The sequence below is a fragment of the Pseudomonas sp. CCOS 191 genome (assembly GCF_001007005.1).
In the GTDB taxonomy this organism is placed as follows: domain Bacteria; phylum Pseudomonadota; class Gammaproteobacteria; order Pseudomonadales; family Pseudomonadaceae; genus Aquipseudomonas; species Aquipseudomonas soli.
In genome coordinates this window covers 2,643,583-2,659,472 of record NZ_LN847264.1, presented here as the reverse complement: position 1 = coordinate 2,659,472, position 15,890 = coordinate 2,643,583, and the positions used below count along the sequence as shown (strand labels likewise).

Here is a 15,890-nt window from a genome sequence, read left to right as displayed (position 1 = left end):
ACTGCATGCACTTTTTCGAAGCGCTTGCAGGCCGCGGTTTGTCGAAACAATCCATCGTATACAAAACAAGCGAATTCTGTTTACACTGCCTCGCGCCTACGACAACGGTCATCGCCGTTGCGTATTGCGACAGGCTCAAGCCATGCGACATCCACTGCCGCCCGCCTTCACCGGGCATCTTTCCCGAATGCCACTTGCCGCATTCGTCCTGTCACCGTCTGCCCACCTGCCCGATGCGCCCGCCATGGCGCAGCCTTCGCACGTGCGCGGTGAACCGTTCGCCCCTGTCATCGACGCCCGGTCACGCCGCGGCGCCTGACGGCCCTGGTGCGCCCGGCCCATGCACCAGGCGCCTCTCTACAATCAGAAAACACATCCCAAACGGGAGGGGACACACATGCCCAAGACCCTACTGGTCAAGAACGCCGAACTGCTGGTGACCATGGACGGCGAACGCCGTGAAATCAAACGCGGCGGCCTGTACATCGAAGACAACGTGATCCGCCAGGTCGGCCCCAGCGAAACGCTGCCGCAAAACGCCGACGTGATCCTCGACATGACCGGCAAGGTGGTCATCCCCGGCCTGGTCAACACCCACCACCACATGTACCAGAGCCTTACCCGCGTGGTGCCGGCGGCCCAGGACGGCGAGCTGTTCAACTGGCTGACCAACCTCTATCCAATCTGGGCGCGGCTGACCCCGGAGATGATCGCGGTCTCGACCCAGACGGCCATGGCCGAGCTGATCCTCTCGGGCTGCACCACCTCCAGCGACCACCTGTACATCTACCCCAACGGCTGCAAGCTCGACGACAGCATCCACGCCGCCGAGGAAATCGGCATGCGCTTCCATGCCGCCCGCGGCAGCATGAGCGTCGGCCGCAGCCAGGGTGGCCTGCCGCCGGACTCGGTGGTGGAAAAGGAAAGCGACATCCTCAAGGAATCCCAGCGTCTGATCGAGGACTACCACGACGCCAGCCATGGCTCGATGCGGCGCGTGGTGGTGGCGCCCTGCTCACCGTTCTCGGTGAGCCGCGACCTGATGCGCGAAGCGGCGGTTCTGGCTCGCGAGTACGGCGTGTCGCTGCACACCCACCTGGCCGAGAACGTCAACGACATCGCCTACAGCCGCGAGAAGTTCGGCATGACTCCGGCCGAATACGCCGAGGACCTGGGCTGGGTCGGCCACGATGTGTGGCATGCCCACTGCGTGCAGCTCGACCAGCACGGCATCGAGCTGTTCGCCCGCACCGGCACCGGGGTCGCCCACTGCCCGTGCTCGAACATGCGCCTGGCCTCAGGCATAGCGCCGATCCGCAAGATGCGCGACCACGGCGTGCCGGTGGGGCTGGGGGTCGATGGTTCGGCATCCAACGACGGCGCCAGCATGATCGGCGAGGTACGCCAGGCCTTGCTGCTGCAAAGGGTCGGCTTCGGCCCGGATGCGATGACCGCCCGCGAAGCGCTGGAAATCGCCACCCTGGGTGGTGCCAAGGTACTCAACCGTGACGATATCGGTGCCCTGGCACCGGGCATGGTCGCCGACTTCGTCGCTTTCGACCTTGGCCATGTGGCCTATGCCGGTGCCCTCCACGACCCGCTGGCGGCGCTGGTGTTCTGCACCCCGACCCATGTTGACACCAGCGTGATCAACGGGCGCGTGGTGGTTCGGGACGGGCGCATCACTACCGTCGACCTGCCAAGGGTGCTGGAGCGTCATAACCAGTTGGCGCGTCAGTTGGTCATCGGCGAGTAGGCCGGCTATGGAACAGCCATCCCCCTGAGCCGCTGCGCCAGTTCCAGGGCCACCCGCCCGCTGGCCGGCGTGGGCATCAGCTGGGTGAACGGGATATCGATCATGCGATTCTCGCGCACCGCCCGCAGGCTCGAAAGCACCGGGTCGCGGGTCAGCAGCTGACGCTTGCGGCTGGCCGGCGACCACAGGGCGTCGGCCAGCAGGATCACGTCGGGGTCGCTGCTCAGCAGCGCCTCGCGGTTGATCGTCACGCGGTACTGGTCGATCCCGGCAAGTACATTGCGCGCCCCGGCGGCGGCCAGCAGCGGCGTGACGAACCCACGTCCGCCCTCGCTGTCCAGCCCCCGCACCTCGCTGTCGAGGTAGAACACCGACAGTGGCTTGCCGCTGGGTGCGATCGCCCTGGCCTGCGCCAGGTCGGCCTCCATCGCCTCGATCAATGCCTGCGCCCTCGCCTGCCTGCCCAACAGCTCGCCTAGCACAGTCAGGTCACGCCGGACATGGCCGTAGTAGTCCAGCGAGTGACCGTTACAGGCCGACTCGAGCAGGTAGGTGGCAATCCCGTTGCCGGCCAATCTGCTGCGCGAGGTGATCCCATCGCCAAAGGCCGTGGCGAATCCACCGACCACCAGGTCCGGCCTTTGCGCGTACAACACTTCACTGGCCGGATACTCCCGGGCGATCACCGGCACACCCTGGTAGCGGCCCTGCTTGTAGGCGGCGCCGTTGTCGTCCAGGTAGGCCACCCCGACCATCGACGGCCCCGCGCCGAGGGCGAGCAGCAGGTCGGCCGCGTGCTGGTTGAGGGCGACGATACGCGCAGGCGCCGCAGCGGGCCGTTGCCAGTCCTGCCCGCAGTTGCGATAGCTGTCGGCCAGGGCCGGTGTGCCACAGCACAAGGCCAGCGACAGCAGCCAGGCTTTACGCATCGCACGCCCCTCCCTTGATCAACAGTGCTTTGGCGATCCTTGCGCCCTCTAGATGCGTTTCCACCAATTCCTCCACCTCCCGATCATCACGTACCCGATACCAGCAACCGTCCGGGTGCACCGTCAACACGGGCCCCAGGTTGCAGGGAAACTGGCAACCGGTGCGGGTCAGCAGCACGCCGCCCGGGGTCTCGATCAGGTCACGCTCCAGCAACCGCCGGCGCAGGCGTTTCCACAGCGGCAAGGCACCGCGCCGCACGCAGCGAGGGCCGGTGCAGAGGAACACCTGGCGGGCATGCTCGGGCACCCGCGACCAGTCCGGGTCGCTGGCCACCGCGTTGACCTGGTCGCACGCCAGGTGGCGAGCAGGTTCGCCGATGCTGGCACAGGCCACCCGCGCATCCAGGCCACGCCGCCCCAGGGCCTGGGCCGTGACCCAGACGCCGGCCCGACCTTGCGCCAGGCGCCCAAGCTCATCGCGCAGCCAGTCAAGGTAGGCGCTGTCCGAGGTGGGTTCCAGGTCCACCACCAGCAGGCGTTCCACGCCCTGGTCGAGGGCCTCGCGGATCACCGCCCAGAGCCCGTCGAAACCCTCCAGGGTGTCGACGATATCCCGGCCCGCCTCGCGGCCACGCAGGTCGCGAATCTCGGCGCCGAAAGCTTCGGCCGCCGAGCCGCCACCCAGGCCGGGGCCGACGAACAACACGCGCTGGTAGTCCATGCTCACGCCCTCAGAAGGTGTAGGTGTAGCGCAGTTCGCTGGTGAACGGCCGCCCGAGGTTGTCGACATTGCTCGCCCGACTGGTGACATAGTCGCGGTCGAACAGGTTCTCCACCAGCAGGCTCAGCCGGTGCTGGCGGGCGCCGTCCAGGTAGCGGTAGGCATCGGCGTCGACCACCGAATAATGGCCGTAGTCGACGCCTTTGGAGCTGACCACGTCGCGGATATAGCGAATGGCGCCCCCGGCTCCCCACCTGCGGTCCGTTGATTCGTAGCCGAGCCGCGAACGGGCGAAGAAACTCGGCACGTCGTTGATCGTTGCCCCGGTACGCGATTCGGTGAGGTTGCGGGTCATGTCGGCCTGCAGGCTCCATTGATCGTCAAGCTGGATACGCGCATCGGCCTCGAAGCCACGCATCTGTACCTGCCCTTGGCCGTTGACCCACTGGCTGCCGTCCAGGGTGATCAAGTCGGTGATCTTGCGTCGGAACACGGTGACGCTGGCGCTGAATTCACGCTCCAGCAGCAGGCCGTGGTAGTCCAGGCCAAGCTCGGCATTGCGGCTCTTCTCGGGCTTGAGGTCGCGGTTGCCGATCTCGTCGCCAGGCTCGTTGACGAACAACTGCTCGGCATTGGGCAGCTTGTAGGCGCTGCCATACTGGCCGCGCAGTTGCCAGTTGTCGCTCAGGTCGTACAGCGAGGTGAGCATGCCGACGGTGGCGCTGTCGCCGCCGCTCATGGCCTCGTGGCGCAGGCCGAGGCTCGGGTGCCAGTTGGGCAAGGCCTCGATCCTGGGACGCAGTTGGGCATACAACGCATTGGCCTGGGCCTTGTTGTCGTCGATCACCAGCACGTCGTCCTGGCCCTTGAACCACTGGTTGTCGGAACCGAACACCAGCACGTGGCCGCCGTCGAGTTCGGCCTTGCCCTCGGCCTGCACGCCCCAATCGGTAAAGCCCCAGTAGTCGTTGTGGTTGACCACGTCGCGGGAGCCGTCGGCGCGGTTGTTGATGCGGGTGTAGCGGGTGTCCCAGTCGTTGACGTGGCCCTTGACGAAGTAGCTCAGGCGCTCGCTGATGCGCTGTTCGAAGGTAGCCGTGGCGATCTGCTGCACGCGGTCATTGGTGGTCTTGTAATTGTTCACCGGTCGGGCGAAATCGAGGTTGGCGTCTGTGTACTGGTAGAACAGCTCCAGACGCGCATCGTCGCCGAAGGCCTGGATCGCCTTGCCGCCGAAGGTGGTCACCTCGTAGCCGCGCTTCTTGTCGCTGACGTTGCCGCTGTAGTCGCGGTTGCGAAACGGCTGGTAACCGTCGGAGACGTTGTGGCTGACATAGGCCAGCAGGCCCAGGTCGCCGAAGCCATTGTTGAAGATCCGCTCGACGCGGGCGTCCTTGCTGCTGCCGGCGAAGCTGTCCAGGCCCAGGTTGACCTCACCTGAAGCCTGACGACGTTGCGGGCTGCGGGTGACGATGTTGATCACCCCCGCCACGGCCTGGGTGCCGAACAACAGGCTCTGGCCGCCCTTGAGCACCTCGATGCGCTCCACCGCGTTGGCCGGCAGGGTGTCCAGGTACAGGCCGCCGTACAGGCGGTTGTTCAGGCGTACACCGTCGAGCAGGATCAGGGTGTCGTCGTTGCGCCCGCCGAGCAGCGAGTAGGTGCCGTAGTCGAACGGGCCGTTCTTCGGCGCGACGTAGAAGCCGGGGATGAACATCTGCATCACCCGGGTGATGTCGGCGCCGGGGCCGGCGCGCTCGATCTGCTCGCGGCTGACGATCTCGACCTTGCTGCCGTACTGGGCCATGGCGGCGACCGTGGTCGACTCCACCGACGGCGCGGCGACGATCTGCTGGTCGAGGATCAGGGGGGTGTTTTCGGCCAGTGCCAGGGGGCTGGCCAGGCAGCCCAGGAACAAGGTCCGGGCCTTGGGGAAGCGACGTCGGGAGTGAATCACAGCAATCATGCTCTTCTCGAAAGTGACTTTCGCAGAAGCACGCAGGAGCACGGATCGCGCACACGCCAATACCGGCCCATGCCCGCCCACCGCAGGAGTTTGCCTACTACATTCCAGGCCGGTCTCCGGGCTCGCAAGACAAGATGTCTTCACCTTCCCATGACGCGCGGGCCACAGTGGTCTATCGAAGGCATCACTTGCATACCGTTGCGGGGGCAGCACCGGACTGGCGCGAAGCGCGTACCGGTTTCCCGTTTCACCCCATGCGCGGCGGCATGGGACACCTGAAATCGGTCGGCATCTGAACACCTTGGGGCAAGGTGCGTCAAGCAAAGGCCGGTGAATCGTTTCGCGTGTTTTTTATCTTCCAATCACTCTAGGCAGATGTGTCAAAAGTTGTAGAATCCGCACGCCTAACCTATTCCCTTCGAGCTTTGCCGATGAAGCTGGCCCGCCACACACGATCGCAAGTCGCCTGGGTGCTGTATTTCAGCATCCTGTTCGGCTCGTTGCTGTGCGCCATGGGCCATGGGCAGATGGCCGGGCTGCGCCTGGCCGGCCTCGACGACGCCGCCTGGTGCGCGGCCGACAGCAGCGGCGTGTTCAAGGGCGACCAGGACATCACCGACCCGGTGCTGCCCGCCGGCGGCGACTGCGTGATCGCCAGCCTGTTCAGCGCCATCCTGCTGGCGGTGTTCTTCGGCTTGCTGGCCCTGCTCGCCGGGGAGTCGAGCAAACCCTTACCCAGACAACCCGCGCCACGGCTGCCCAAGCAGCGCTGGCCACTGGTCAACCCCCGCGCCTCCCCCGCTTCGCTTCTCGCGTTCTGACATCGCCACGCCCTCGAACTGCCTGATCGGCAGCGGGCGTGTGCTCACCGATTTCAGCCAGGAAGCCTTGCATGTTCCGCATGACCACTCTGGCGCTGCTCGTTGGCAGCGCAACCTGCGCCTGGGCGCAGGACGACACTCTCACCCTGCCCGCCAGCAACGTCACGGCCACGGCCGACCAAGCCAAGGAGGCGACCAGCCTCGACCTGGACCGCCCCATCGAAAGCGGCTCACGCCTGAACCTCAGCGCCCGCGAGAACCCCGCCTCGGTCAGCGTCGCCGACCGCAAGACCATGCAGCGCATCGGCGCGCGCAACTTCCAGGACGCCGCCAACGCGCTGCCCGGGGTCAACGCCTCGGCACCGCCCGGCTGGGGCGGCTACGTGACGTATCGCGGCTTCAACGGCGCCCAGGTCAGCCAGCTGTTCAACGGCATCAACCTGCAGTATGGCGCCGCCGGGCGCCCGGTCGGGGCATGGATCTACGATCGTGTCGAACTGCTCGGCGGGCCGTCGTCGTTCCTCAACGGCAGCGGCGCCGTGGGCGGCAGCCTGAACATGATCACCAAACTGGCCAACCGCGACGAGGACACCTTCGAGGGCCGCGTCAGCTATGGGCGCTACGACACGATGGAAACCTCGGTCGGCTTCAACAAGGCGCTCAACAGCGGTGACGGACCACGCCACTACGCGCGGCTCGACTACAGCCGCACCAGCACCAATGGCTATATCGACCGCCAGGAGAATGGGGCCGGCAACCTGGCCTTCTCGCTGCTCAGCGACATCAACGACCAGCTGTCGCATACCCTGGCCATCGAGTATCTCGAAGAGAAGGAAGACAGCCCCTACTGGGGCGCGCCGGTGCTGCAACCGGCCAGCGGCACCCTGCACATCGACAAGCACCACCGTTTCGACAACTACAACGTCGAGGACGGCCGCTACGAGCAGCGCACCCGCTGGCTGCGCTCGATCACCGACTACCGCATCGACGACAGCAACCAGTTGCGCAACACCTTCTACCACTACAACGGCCAGCGCGATTACCGCAACCTCGAGGTGTACCGCTACAACCCCGGCAACACCGCCATCGCCCGCTCCGGCGGCTACCGCCAGCGCCACGACCAGGAGGTCAACGGCAACCGCGTCGAGCTGACCCACCAGGGCCAGCTGTTCGGCCTGGCCAGCGACTGGGCGTTCGGCGTGGACTACAACCGCAACCAGCAGACCGCCTACCCGTTGTCCAAGGGCGCGTTCGACAGCATCGATCCCAACGGTTTCCAGCCCGGTCACTTCCTCGACATTCCTGGCATGGACGCTCCACGCGCCAAGGGCCGCAGCACCACCACCGACACCACTGCGGGCTTCGTCGAGAATCGGACCCGCCTGACCGACCAGCTGTCGCTGGTCACCGCGCTGCGCTACGACCATATCGACTTCGACGTGGTCGACCACGTGACCCGGGCCAAGCTGAATCGGCGCTGGGATGCCTTCACCGGGCGCCTGGGGCTGGTCTACGACCTGACCTCCAATATCAGCCTGTACACCCAGTACAGCACCTCGGCCGAACCGCCAGGGGGCTCGCTCACCGGCGCGTCGATCAGCCAGGTCGGCGACTTCGACCTGAGCACCGGCAGGCAGGTGGAAGTGGGCAGCAAGCTCGACTTCCTCGACGGGCGCGGCTCGGCCACCGCGGCGGCCTACCGCATCGTACGCAAGAACATCTCGGTGCCCTCCTCGACCGTGCCCAACACCACCGAGCAGGCCGGCCAGCAGACCTCCACCGGCATCGAGCTGGCGGCGTCGTTCAAGGTCACGCCCAAGCTGCTGGCAGCGGGCAACTTCAGCTGGGTCAACGCCGAATACGACGAGTTCAACGAGACCATCGGCGGCGTGGTGTACTCGCGCAAGGGCAAGAACCCGGTGAACATTCCGGACCGGGTGGCCAACCTCTGGCTGACCTACGACCTGGCGCCGGGCTGGCAGGTCGGCGCCGACGCCCGCTACGTCTCGGCGGTGTACGCCAACACCGCCAACACCCAGTGGGTGCCTTCGTACACCGTCTACGGGCTGTCGATGACCCACGACCTGGACCAGCACGTGCAACTCAGCGCCCGCCTGCGCAACCTCACCGACGAGGTCTACGCCCGCTTCATCCACCAGACCAACACCCAGTACTACCTGGGTGAGCCGCGCAGCCTGGAAGTCGCTGTGCAGTGGCGCTACTGATGGGCCTGAAACGCCAGCTGTACCTGTGGCATCGCTGGCTGGGCATCGTCGCCTGCCTGTTCATGGCGCTGTGGTTCGTCTCCGGGGTGGTCATGCTGTACGTCGGCTACCCCAAGCTGACCACGGCCGAGCGCCTGGCCCACCTGCCGGCCTTGCCGGCGGGATGCTGCGCCGAGTTGCCGGCGCAATGGGCTGAGCAGCCGTTGAAGGCGCTGCGCCTGACCAGCCTGGGCGGGCAACCGTACTATTTGCTGGAGCTGGCGGACGGTCGCCGCGTCACCCTCGATGCAGCCAACGGCGAGCCCCTGGCCAACGCCGACGCGGCCTGGGCTCTGGCCAATGCCCGGCAGTACGCCGGTAGCGCGGCATTGGCTTACCAGGGCACGCTGGACGAGGACATGTGGACCCACTCCCGGGCCCTGGACAGCGATCGCCCCTTGCACCGGGTACAAGTGGACGATGCGGCCGGCACCTGGCTGTACCTGTCCGGGCGCACCGGCGAGGTGGTGCGCGATGCGAGCGGCCGTGAGCGCGCCTGGAACTGGGTCGGCGCCTGGTTGCACTGGCTCTATCCGTTGCGCGGCGGCCTGGGCTTCGACAATGGCTGGCGCACCCTGGTGATCGGCCTGTCACTGCTCGGCACGCTGATGGCGCTCATGGGCATCGCGGTGGGCATCCTGCGCCTGCGGCTGCGCAAGCCTTACCGTAGCGGATCGTGCAGCCCCTACCCCGGCGGCTGGTTGCGCTGGCACCACATCGGCGGGCTGCTGTTCGGTGGGGTGCTGGTGCTGTGGGTGTTCAGCGGGTTGATGTCGATGCGCCCCTGGGGCGTGACCGACAGCCGCTCGCAGATCGCCTTGCAGCAAGCGCCGCTGCGCGCCGCCGACCTGCAGTTGCCGATTGCCAAGGCCCTGGCCCGCTTGCGCGACGAAACAGGGTTCGATGCAGTGGAGCTGCAGTGGCAACGCCTGGCCGGCGTCACCTATGCAGTGGCCCGCAGCGCCGACGGCGACAGCCGCATCCTTGAAGCACACGCCCCGCCGGCGCGTACCTTCAGCCGGGAAAGGCTGCTGGCGGCCGCGCAAGCGATGGCTCCCGGGGTGTCGGTGGAGGATGACTGGCAGAGCGCCTACGACTTCCACTACTTCGCCCGCGAGCCACAGAGCATGTACGGATCCCAAGCGCGCCCACTGCCCGTGCTGCGCCTGCGCTTCGCCGACGCGGCGGGCACCTGGGCCTACCTGGACCCTGCCAGCGGCACGCTGGTGGCCAGCCACGACCGGGCGCAACGTGCCGGGCGCTGGTTGTTCAACCTGTTGCACAGTTGGGATTGGCAACCGCTGCTGGCGCGGCCGCTGTTGCGCGAAGGGTTGATCATCGGCCTGAGTAGCGGCGGCCTGGTGATAGCCCTCAGTGGTGTGGTACTGGGCTGGCGACGCCTGCGCAGGACTCTTCGGTAGCGTCATTGGGGCTGCTGTGCAGCCCCTTTCGCCTGACTGACAGCCATTGACGGCTACCCGCGCTTTTTCTTCGCCCCGCCCTGCCTGGCCTTGAACCGGGGATTGGACTTGCAGATCACATAGATCCGACCACGGCGTTTGACCACTTGGCAGTCACGATGACGGCGCTTGGCCTGCTTGAGTGAGGACAGTACTTGCATGAGAACCTCCGGATACGTAATAACATAACATTAACGCAAATCATTCTCATCGCGCAACCGCCCTGTCACACCTTCTTCTGGCGATGACTGGAACGATAATGTAATGTTATTACATATTTAACGGAGATCCCCCTTGAACCCTCGCGCTCCCCTTCTGGCCGGCCTGACCCTGGGCCTGTTCGGTCAACCGCTCGCTGCGGCCCAACCCCTGGTGCTGGACGAAACCTCGATCACCGACGCCTACCTCGAAGAGCGCGCCGACGGCCCGGTCCAGGGTTATCGGGCCACCCGCTCGGCCACCGCCACGCGCACCGACACCGATATCCGCGACACCCCGCAGAGCATCGAAGTGGTGCCGGCCCAGGTACTCAAGGACCTCAACAGCACCCGCATCGACCGCGCCCTGGACTTTGCCGGCGGCGTGTCGCGGCAGAACAACTTCGGCGGCCTGACCTTTCTCAACTACAGCGTGCGCGGCTTCACCACGGGGGAGTTGTACAAGAACGGCTTCGCCGTCAACCGCGGCAGCTACAGCGCGCCCGACACCTCCAGCATCGAGCGCATCGAGGTACTCAAGGGCCCGGCCGCGAGCCTCTATGGGCGCGGCGATCCCGGCGGGCTGGTCAACATCGTCAGCAAGCGCCCCCAGGCCGAGACGTTCAGCACCGTGAACCTGAGCGCCGGCAGCTGGGACCGCTACCGCGGCACGCTGGACGCCAACGCGCCGCTGGACAGCCAAGGCAACCTGCTGGGCCGGGTCAACCTGGCGGTGGAGGACAACGGCAGCTTCCGCGATCACGTCAACAGCGAGCGACGGATCGTCAGCCCGTCGCTGAGCTGGCAGCTGTCGCCCGACACCCGCCTGCTGCTGGACACCGAGTTCTCCCGCACCGAATCGGTGTTCGACCGCGGCATCCCGGCGGTCAATGGCCAGATGGGCTCGGTGCCGCGTTCGGCGTTCATGGGCGAGCCCAACGACGGCAAGATCCGCAACGACAACCAGACCGTCGACCTGGCCCTGGAGCACTTCCTCGACGACAACTGGAAGCTGCGCCTGGCCAACCACTACACCCAGGGCACACTGAAGGGCAACAGCTCCGAGCCCCAGGCCCTGGTCGGAAACACGCTCACACGCTTCTACCGCGAGCGCGACTTCGAGTGGAACGACAACATCACCCAAGCCGAACTGCACGGCCAGTTCGAGCTGCTCGGCTGGCAGCACCAGAGCCTGATCGGCCTGGAATACGAGAACTACCGCAACAGCCAGAAGTACCCGCAGAGCGCGACCCTGGCCAGCTACGGCCTGGACATCCGCAACCCGGTATACGGCAAGCCCAAGCCGGCCCTCACCCGCGCCAATGACTTCTTCGAGCGCACCGAAAGCCATGCCCTCAACCTGCAGGACCAGATCGCCTTCAGCGAACGCCTGCGCGGCCTGCTCGGGGTACGCCTGGAGCGCATCGAGCAGACCTCGCAGAACCGCAGCAGCGGCATCAGCAACAGCCAGGCCAAGGATGTCGCCACGCCCCGCGTCGGCCTGCTGTACCAGCTGACGCCACAGGTCGGCGTGTTCGCCAACGCCTCGACCTCGTTCAAGCCCAACACCATCGGCACCCAGGGGCAGGTGTACAAGCCCGAGAAAGGCATCGGCTACGAGACCGGCCTGAAGCTCGACCTGTTCGACAGCCGCCTGGGCGCCACGGTGGCGCTGTTCCATATCGACAAGGAGAACGTCATCACCACCGATGCCCTGGGCGAGAGCATCGCGGCCGGCAAGGCGCGCAGCCAGGGCCTGGACCTGCAGTTCAGCGGTCAGCTCAGCGAGGCGGTGCGGGTGATCGGCGCCTATGCCTACATCGATGCCGAGGTCACCAAGGGCGATGCCAGCCTGCCCAAGGGCAGCGACCTGCTGGGCATTGCCCGTAACAGCGGCAGCGTGATGGGCGTGTATGAGTTCCAGAATGGCGCCCTGCGCGGTTCGGACCTGGGGGCGGCGTTCAACTATGTCGGCGAGCGCTCCGGTCAGGCCGGCAGCGCTTTCACCCTGCCCTCGTACAGCACGGTCGACCTGCTGGCGCACTACAAGGCCAGCGAGCAGGTCACCGTGGGCCTGAACCTCAACAACCTGTTCGATCGCAAGTACTACGAGCGCTCATACAACAGCTCATGGGTGCTGCCGGGCGAGCCGCGCAATGTCAGTGTCAGCCTGACGCTCAGCCTCTGAGGCCAACGCAGTGGCTCGCGATGCTCCACGCACCGGGGCATCGCGATACACTGTGCGGACACCACCCAAGCAGCCCCTGGCATGATCCAGTCCGATCTCGATCTGTTCGACGCACACCCCCAGCAGCTGGCCGCGCACACCACGCTGCTGCCAGGTTTCGCCCTGGCGGAGCTCGAGCCCCTGCTCGATGCCTTGCGCCCGGTGCTGCGCGCGGCGCCGTTTCGCCACATGCAGACCCCCGGCGGCCTGCGCATGGCCGTGGCGCTGAGCAATTGCGGCGCGCTGGGTTGGGTCAGCGACGCAAGCGGCTATCGTTACTCCGCCACCGACCCGGTCAGTGGCAAGCCCTGGCCCGCCCTGCCCCGGGTGCTGGTCGAGCTGGCCTCGCGCGCCGCCGCCCAGGCCGGTTTCGACGGCTTCGTGGCGGATGCCTGCCTGATCAACCACTACCTGCCGGGTACCCGCCTGAGCCTGCATCAGGACCGCGACGAGCAGGACTACGCCCATCCGATCGTCTCGATCTCGCTGGGCCTGCCCGCAGTGTTCCTGTTCGGCGGGCTGCAACGCTCGGACCGTACCCGGCGCATCCCGCTGAACCACGGCGACGTGCTGGTGTGGGGCGGCGAGGACCGCCTGCGCTTTCATGGCGTGCTGCCGATCAAACCTGGCGTGCATCCGCGCATGGGCGAACGGCGGATCAACCTGACGCTGCGCAAGGCCGGCTGATCCTAAAGGCCGGCTGACCCTAACGGTCAGGGCTTTCAAGGTGTTCGACGTTAGAGTGGCAGCGCCTGTCAGATCGAGCGCCGCCCGCGCGGCGCATCGCGGATGAATCCGCTCCTACATTCGTTGCAACGTACCGAACCTGTCAGGCCATGGTTGCCAGCCTTGGCGCAGGGCTCAAGACAGGTGGGGCGCCGGCAATGCCCACCGATAAATCGCGTCGAGCGCACAAGGCTAACAACCATGGCCTATCAGGCATGGCCACGTTGCAACAAATGTAGGAGCGGATTCATCCGCGATGCGCCGCGCGGGCGGCGCTCGATCTGATAGGCCCTGCAAGGGTTAAGGCGAACACCTGGTAGCCCTGATGCGGTCAATACCCCACCGCGCCAAAAGACCTTGAAAGGGATGACCCTAACGGCCGGCAAACCATTCCCGGCGTTCCTCGAACGCGGCCCGGATCGCCCCGACCATCACCTGCACCAACGGGTCGGCTTCGGTACGCCCATCGACCGCCAGCCACACGCGCCGGCGCATCGGCTCGCGGAACAACCCCGGCAAGGCCAGCAGGCCACGATCCAGATGCGCCGCGTAGTGCGGCAGCAAACCGACACTGGCGCTGCACTTGATCAGTTGGCAGTACATCTCGTAGTCCTGGATCTGCGTCACGCCGGCCGAGCGGGTGCTCAACAGCGCCTGCCAGGGCGTCAACGCCTGCACGCCGACCTCGCCTTGCCATTGCACCAGCATGTAGTCCTGCAGGTGCGCCAGGCTGGTCGGGCGGTTGGCCTCGCGGGCATAACGCTTGGCGATATGCGGCAGGTACTCGAGGGTGGCCAGGGCTTCGGCGGTGCTGTCGGCAAAACAGCCGCTGCGGGCGCCCTGGTCAAGGTCGCCCAGCCATAGCGCCACATCCACGGCCTGCTCGGGTACCTGACGACCATCGAGCGTGGCCACCTCCAGGCGCATGCCGGCATGCTGGCGCACGAAGTTGATCAGGTTGCGGCCCAGCAGGTCCTGCAGCAGTGGTTCGGCCACGGCCAGGCGCACACTGGCGCTGGCTTCCCGCAGCGGTGGCACCACCGGTTCGCGGGCCTGGAGCACCTGCTGCAGGCGCTCGCCCTGCTGGCTGAGCACCGGGTTGTTGTTGCGGTTGACGAACAGGCTGTAGCCCAGGCGTGCCTCCAGGGCCGCCAGGCGTTTTCGCAAGGCCACCGGCTTGAGGTTTAGCCGCCGCGCCGCCTGCATGAAACAACCGCAGCGCGCGGTGACCAGAAAACAGTTCAGGGTCTGTTCGTCCAGGGCCAGCGGCACCTGGGGACGAACGACGGGCACGCTGGTATCCGGGGCTCGCCCCCGGGACAGATCGATAGGCATCCCTCGCCTCCCGCGGGCCTGACTAGGCAGGCCCGCTTCTTCCATGGTTGTAGGCGACTAGCGGCTGCTTTCCAGCACCTGGTTGAGCGCCGCGCCGTCGATGCTGAGGGTGGCAGTGTCGAACATGCCCTCGACATAGGCCTTGGCCACCTGCTCCTGGCGCTGGGCACGCAGCACCTGGCGCAGGCGCGGGGCCACCTCGTCGAAGGTCGCCGCCCGGGCCGGCTGTTGTTCCACCAGCTTGATGATGTGATAGCCCGCCGCGCTCTGCACCGGTTCGCTGACGCTGCCCACCTTGAGTTTCGGCACCACCCCGCGCACCTCCGGCAACAGTTGCGCCAAGGCCTGCAGGCCGGTATCCCCGCCGTTGGCGGCGGTGCCGGCATCCTGCGAATGCTCGCGGGCCAATGCGCCAAAGTCCGCATCCGCGGCCTGGGCCTGCTTGGCCAGGGCCGCGGCCTGCTTGCGCACGGCCTCGTCATCCTTGGGGTTCTCCACCCGCAGGAAGATCTGGCTCAGGCGATAGCGTGCCGGCAGTTGCAAACCAGCCTTGCCTGCCTCGTAGGCCTGCTTGAGCTCGGCTTCAGTGGGGTAGTCGTCGGGTACCTTGCTCACCGAGTCGAGGTAGTCGCGCAAGACGATCTGCTCGGTGGCCGCACGGGTCTGCACCTGGATCTCCGGACGCTGCAGCCAGCCTTGGGCCTCGGCCTGCTGGTACAGGGCCTTTTCCGCCAAGCGGGCGCGGATCCAGGCCTCCAGTGCTGGCCGGTCACCGCGCAGGCTGGCACGGGACTCTTCGGGCAACTGGGCGAACAGCGCCTTGAGCTCGCCGCTGCCCACCTGTTGCTCGCCCAGGCGCGCCAGCACCGGGCCGTTGTCGGTGGCCACCAGGGTGGCGGGCGAAGCCGGGCGCGCCGCCGCCACCGGCTGGTCGCCCGGGCGCAAGGCCAGGGCGACCGCCACTGCGACAACGGCCAGCGCGCCAGCGCCGGCCCACAGGGTTCGCGCCGTCACGAAGCGCTCACCGCATCGCTGGCCACCTGCTCGGGCGCCGTTTCGGCGACATTGCGGCTGTAGTCGCGCAGGTAGACGATGAACTCCTGCAGCAGGCGATCCCACAGCAACAGGCTGCCAAGCAGGTGTTTCTCGCTGACGCCGTCAGCAACCACCACGTCCTTCTCCATCACCAGGAACTCGCCCTGCACCGACAGGCGGGCGAAACGCCGCGTGGCGTTCCAGCGCTCGGCCAGGCCCGCTGGCAGCTCGCCCTGGATACGCAGCGCGCAACTGAAGGTGAAATCGAGGAACTCGCCTTCCTGGTTCAGCGCCCGGTTGCCGAAACGTACGGCGTAACCCACGCCCTGGCTGGCGCTGAGCAACTGCACCACGGCATTCTGCTCGGTGCGATTGACCCGGCAGCCGGCATCCTGCAGCAGCTTGGTCAGGGAGTCGGCGCTAACGGTTTCGATCAGGGTGACTTCGGTCATG

13 protein-coding genes and 1 riboswitch are annotated in these 15,890 nt (G+C 66.5%); of the genes, 6 read left to right on the top strand and 7 right to left on the bottom strand.

What is annotated here, in order from left to right; translation table 11 throughout:
* The first annotated feature begins 397 nt into the window (after nucleotides 1-397).
* Nucleotides 398-1,756 carry an 8-oxoguanine deaminase gene (locus tag CCOS191_RS12055; RefSeq protein ID WP_046855405.1) on the top strand — a complete coding sequence of 453 codons (1,359 nt, stop codon included), beginning with the start codon at nucleotides 398-400 and terminating at the stop codon, nucleotides 1,754-1,756.
* A 5-nt stretch (nucleotides 1,757-1,761) separates the two neighbouring features.
* On the opposite strand, the gene CCOS191_RS12050 is transcribed toward CCOS191_RS12055, so the two are convergent.
* Genes CCOS191_RS12050 through CCOS191_RS12040 form a run of 3 tightly spaced genes read right to left on the bottom strand, consistent with a single transcriptional unit; the run spans nucleotide 1,762 to nucleotide 5,372 of the window.
* Nucleotides 1,762-2,685: an ABC transporter substrate-binding protein gene (locus CCOS191_RS12050; RefSeq protein ID WP_046855404.1), complete on the bottom strand. Its 924-nt coding sequence runs from the start codon at nucleotides 2,683-2,685 to the stop codon at nucleotides 1,762-1,764.
* The gene (locus CCOS191_RS12045; protein ID WP_046855403.1) at nucleotides 2,678-3,406 is read right to left on the bottom strand and encodes a (2Fe-2S) ferredoxin domain-containing protein; all 729 of its coding nucleotides are present in this window, start codon (nucleotides 3,404-3,406) and stop codon (nucleotides 2,678-2,680) included. Before CCOS191_RS12045 ends, CCOS191_RS12050 begins: the two co-directional genes overlap by 8 nt.
* A gap of 10 nt (nucleotides 3,407-3,416) precedes the next feature.
* Nucleotides 3,417-5,372, bottom strand: a complete 1,956-nt coding sequence (locus CCOS191_RS12040; RefSeq protein WP_046855402.1) for a TonB-dependent receptor plug domain-containing protein — start codon at nucleotides 5,370-5,372, stop codon at nucleotides 3,417-3,419.
* A 90-nt stretch (nucleotides 5,373-5,462) separates the two neighbouring features.
* A riboswitch (cobalamin riboswitch) is annotated at nucleotides 5,463-5,666 on the bottom strand.
* Between the two features lie 137 nt (nucleotides 5,667-5,803).
* Here CCOS191_RS12040 and CCOS191_RS12035 point away from each other — a divergent pair.
* From CCOS191_RS12035 to CCOS191_RS12025, 3 genes are all read left to right on the top strand, one after another.
* A complete protein-coding gene (locus CCOS191_RS12035; RefSeq protein ID WP_038706229.1) occupies nucleotides 5,804-6,193 on the top strand; it encodes a DUF2946 family protein in 390 nt (129 codons plus the stop codon).
* 71 nt (nucleotides 6,194-6,264) lie between these two features.
* Nucleotides 6,265-8,418 carry a TonB-dependent receptor gene (locus CCOS191_RS12030; RefSeq protein ID WP_046855401.1) on the top strand — a complete coding sequence of 718 codons (2,154 nt, stop codon included), beginning with the start codon at nucleotides 6,265-6,267 and terminating at the stop codon, nucleotides 8,416-8,418.
* Nucleotides 8,419-8,423: 5 nt separating this feature from the next.
* Nucleotides 8,424-9,878 carry a PepSY domain-containing protein gene (locus CCOS191_RS12025; protein ID WP_046857762.1) on the top strand — a complete coding sequence of 485 codons (1,455 nt, stop codon included), beginning with the start codon at nucleotides 8,424-8,426 and terminating at the stop codon, nucleotides 9,876-9,878.
* 53 nt (nucleotides 9,879-9,931) lie between these two features.
* On the opposite strand, the gene ykgO is transcribed toward CCOS191_RS12025, so the two are convergent.
* Nucleotides 9,932-10,078 carry a type B 50S ribosomal protein L36 gene (gene ykgO / locus CCOS191_RS12020; RefSeq protein ID WP_046855400.1) on the bottom strand — a complete coding sequence of 49 codons (147 nt, stop codon included), beginning with the start codon at nucleotides 10,076-10,078 and terminating at the stop codon, nucleotides 9,932-9,934.
* Between the two features lie 133 nt (nucleotides 10,079-10,211).
* Here ykgO and CCOS191_RS12015 point away from each other — a divergent pair, with 133 nt between their 5' ends.
* On the top strand, nucleotides 10,212-12,302 hold the full coding sequence (locus tag CCOS191_RS12015; RefSeq protein WP_046855399.1) for a TonB-dependent siderophore receptor: 2,091 nt from the start codon (nucleotides 10,212-10,214) through the stop codon (nucleotides 12,300-12,302).
* Nucleotides 12,303-12,383: 81 nt separating this feature from the next.
* Nucleotides 12,384-13,028 carry a DNA oxidative demethylase AlkB gene (alkB, locus tag CCOS191_RS12010; RefSeq protein ID WP_046855398.1) on the top strand — a complete coding sequence of 215 codons (645 nt, stop codon included), beginning with the start codon at nucleotides 12,384-12,386 and terminating at the stop codon, nucleotides 13,026-13,028.
* Nucleotides 13,029-13,439: 411 nt separating this feature from the next.
* Here the strand turns inward: alkB and CCOS191_RS12005 are convergent, their stop codons facing one another.
* Genes CCOS191_RS12005 through CCOS191_RS11995 form a run of 3 tightly spaced genes read right to left on the bottom strand, consistent with a single transcriptional unit; the run spans nucleotide 13,440 to nucleotide 15,889 of the window.
* Nucleotides 13,440-14,402, bottom strand: a complete 963-nt coding sequence (locus CCOS191_RS12005; protein WP_082120405.1) for a LysR family transcriptional regulator — start codon at nucleotides 14,400-14,402, stop codon at nucleotides 13,440-13,442.
* A gap of 57 nt (nucleotides 14,403-14,459) precedes the next feature.
* A complete protein-coding gene (locus tag CCOS191_RS12000; RefSeq protein WP_046855397.1) occupies nucleotides 14,460-15,416 on the bottom strand; it encodes a peptidylprolyl isomerase in 957 nt (318 codons plus the stop codon).
* On the bottom strand, nucleotides 15,413-15,889 hold the full coding sequence (locus CCOS191_RS11995; protein ID WP_038706233.1) for a YbjN domain-containing protein: 477 nt from the start codon (nucleotides 15,887-15,889) through the stop codon (nucleotides 15,413-15,415). The genes CCOS191_RS12000 and CCOS191_RS11995 overlap by 4 nt, the downstream gene beginning before the upstream one ends.
* Nucleotide 15,890: the final 1 nt, after the last annotated feature.

Coding starts and splice junctions, on each gene's coding strand:
- CCOS191_RS12055 (WP_046855405.1), top strand. CDS start 398: ATGCCCAAGACCCTACTGGTCAAGAACGCCGAACTGCTGGTGACCATG.
- CCOS191_RS12050 (WP_046855404.1), bottom strand. CDS start 2,685: ATGCGTAAAGCCTGGCTGCTGTCGCTGGCCTTGTGCTGTGGCACACCG.
- CCOS191_RS12045 (WP_046855403.1), bottom strand. CDS start 3,406: ATGGACTACCAGCGCGTGTTGTTCGTCGGCCCCGGCCTGGGTGGCGGC.
- CCOS191_RS12040 (WP_046855402.1), bottom strand. CDS start 5,372: ATGATTGCTGTGATTCACTCCCGACGTCGCTTCCCCAAGGCCCGGACC.
- CCOS191_RS12035 (WP_038706229.1), top strand. CDS start 5,804: ATGAAGCTGGCCCGCCACACACGATCGCAAGTCGCCTGGGTGCTGTAT.
- CCOS191_RS12030 (WP_046855401.1), top strand. CDS start 6,265: ATGTTCCGCATGACCACTCTGGCGCTGCTCGTTGGCAGCGCAACCTGC.
- ykgO (WP_046855400.1), bottom strand. CDS start 10,078: ATGCAAGTACTGTCCTCACTCAAGCAGGCCAAGCGCCGTCATCGTGAC.
- alkB (WP_046855398.1), top strand. CDS start 12,384: ATGATCCAGTCCGATCTCGATCTGTTCGACGCACACCCCCAGCAGCTG.
- CCOS191_RS12005 (WP_082120405.1), bottom strand. CDS start 14,402: ATGCCTATCGATCTGTCCCGGGGGCGAGCCCCGGATACCAGCGTGCCC.
- CCOS191_RS11995 (WP_038706233.1), bottom strand. CDS start 15,889: ATGACCGAAGTCACCCTGATCGAAACCGTTAGCGCCGACTCCCTGACC.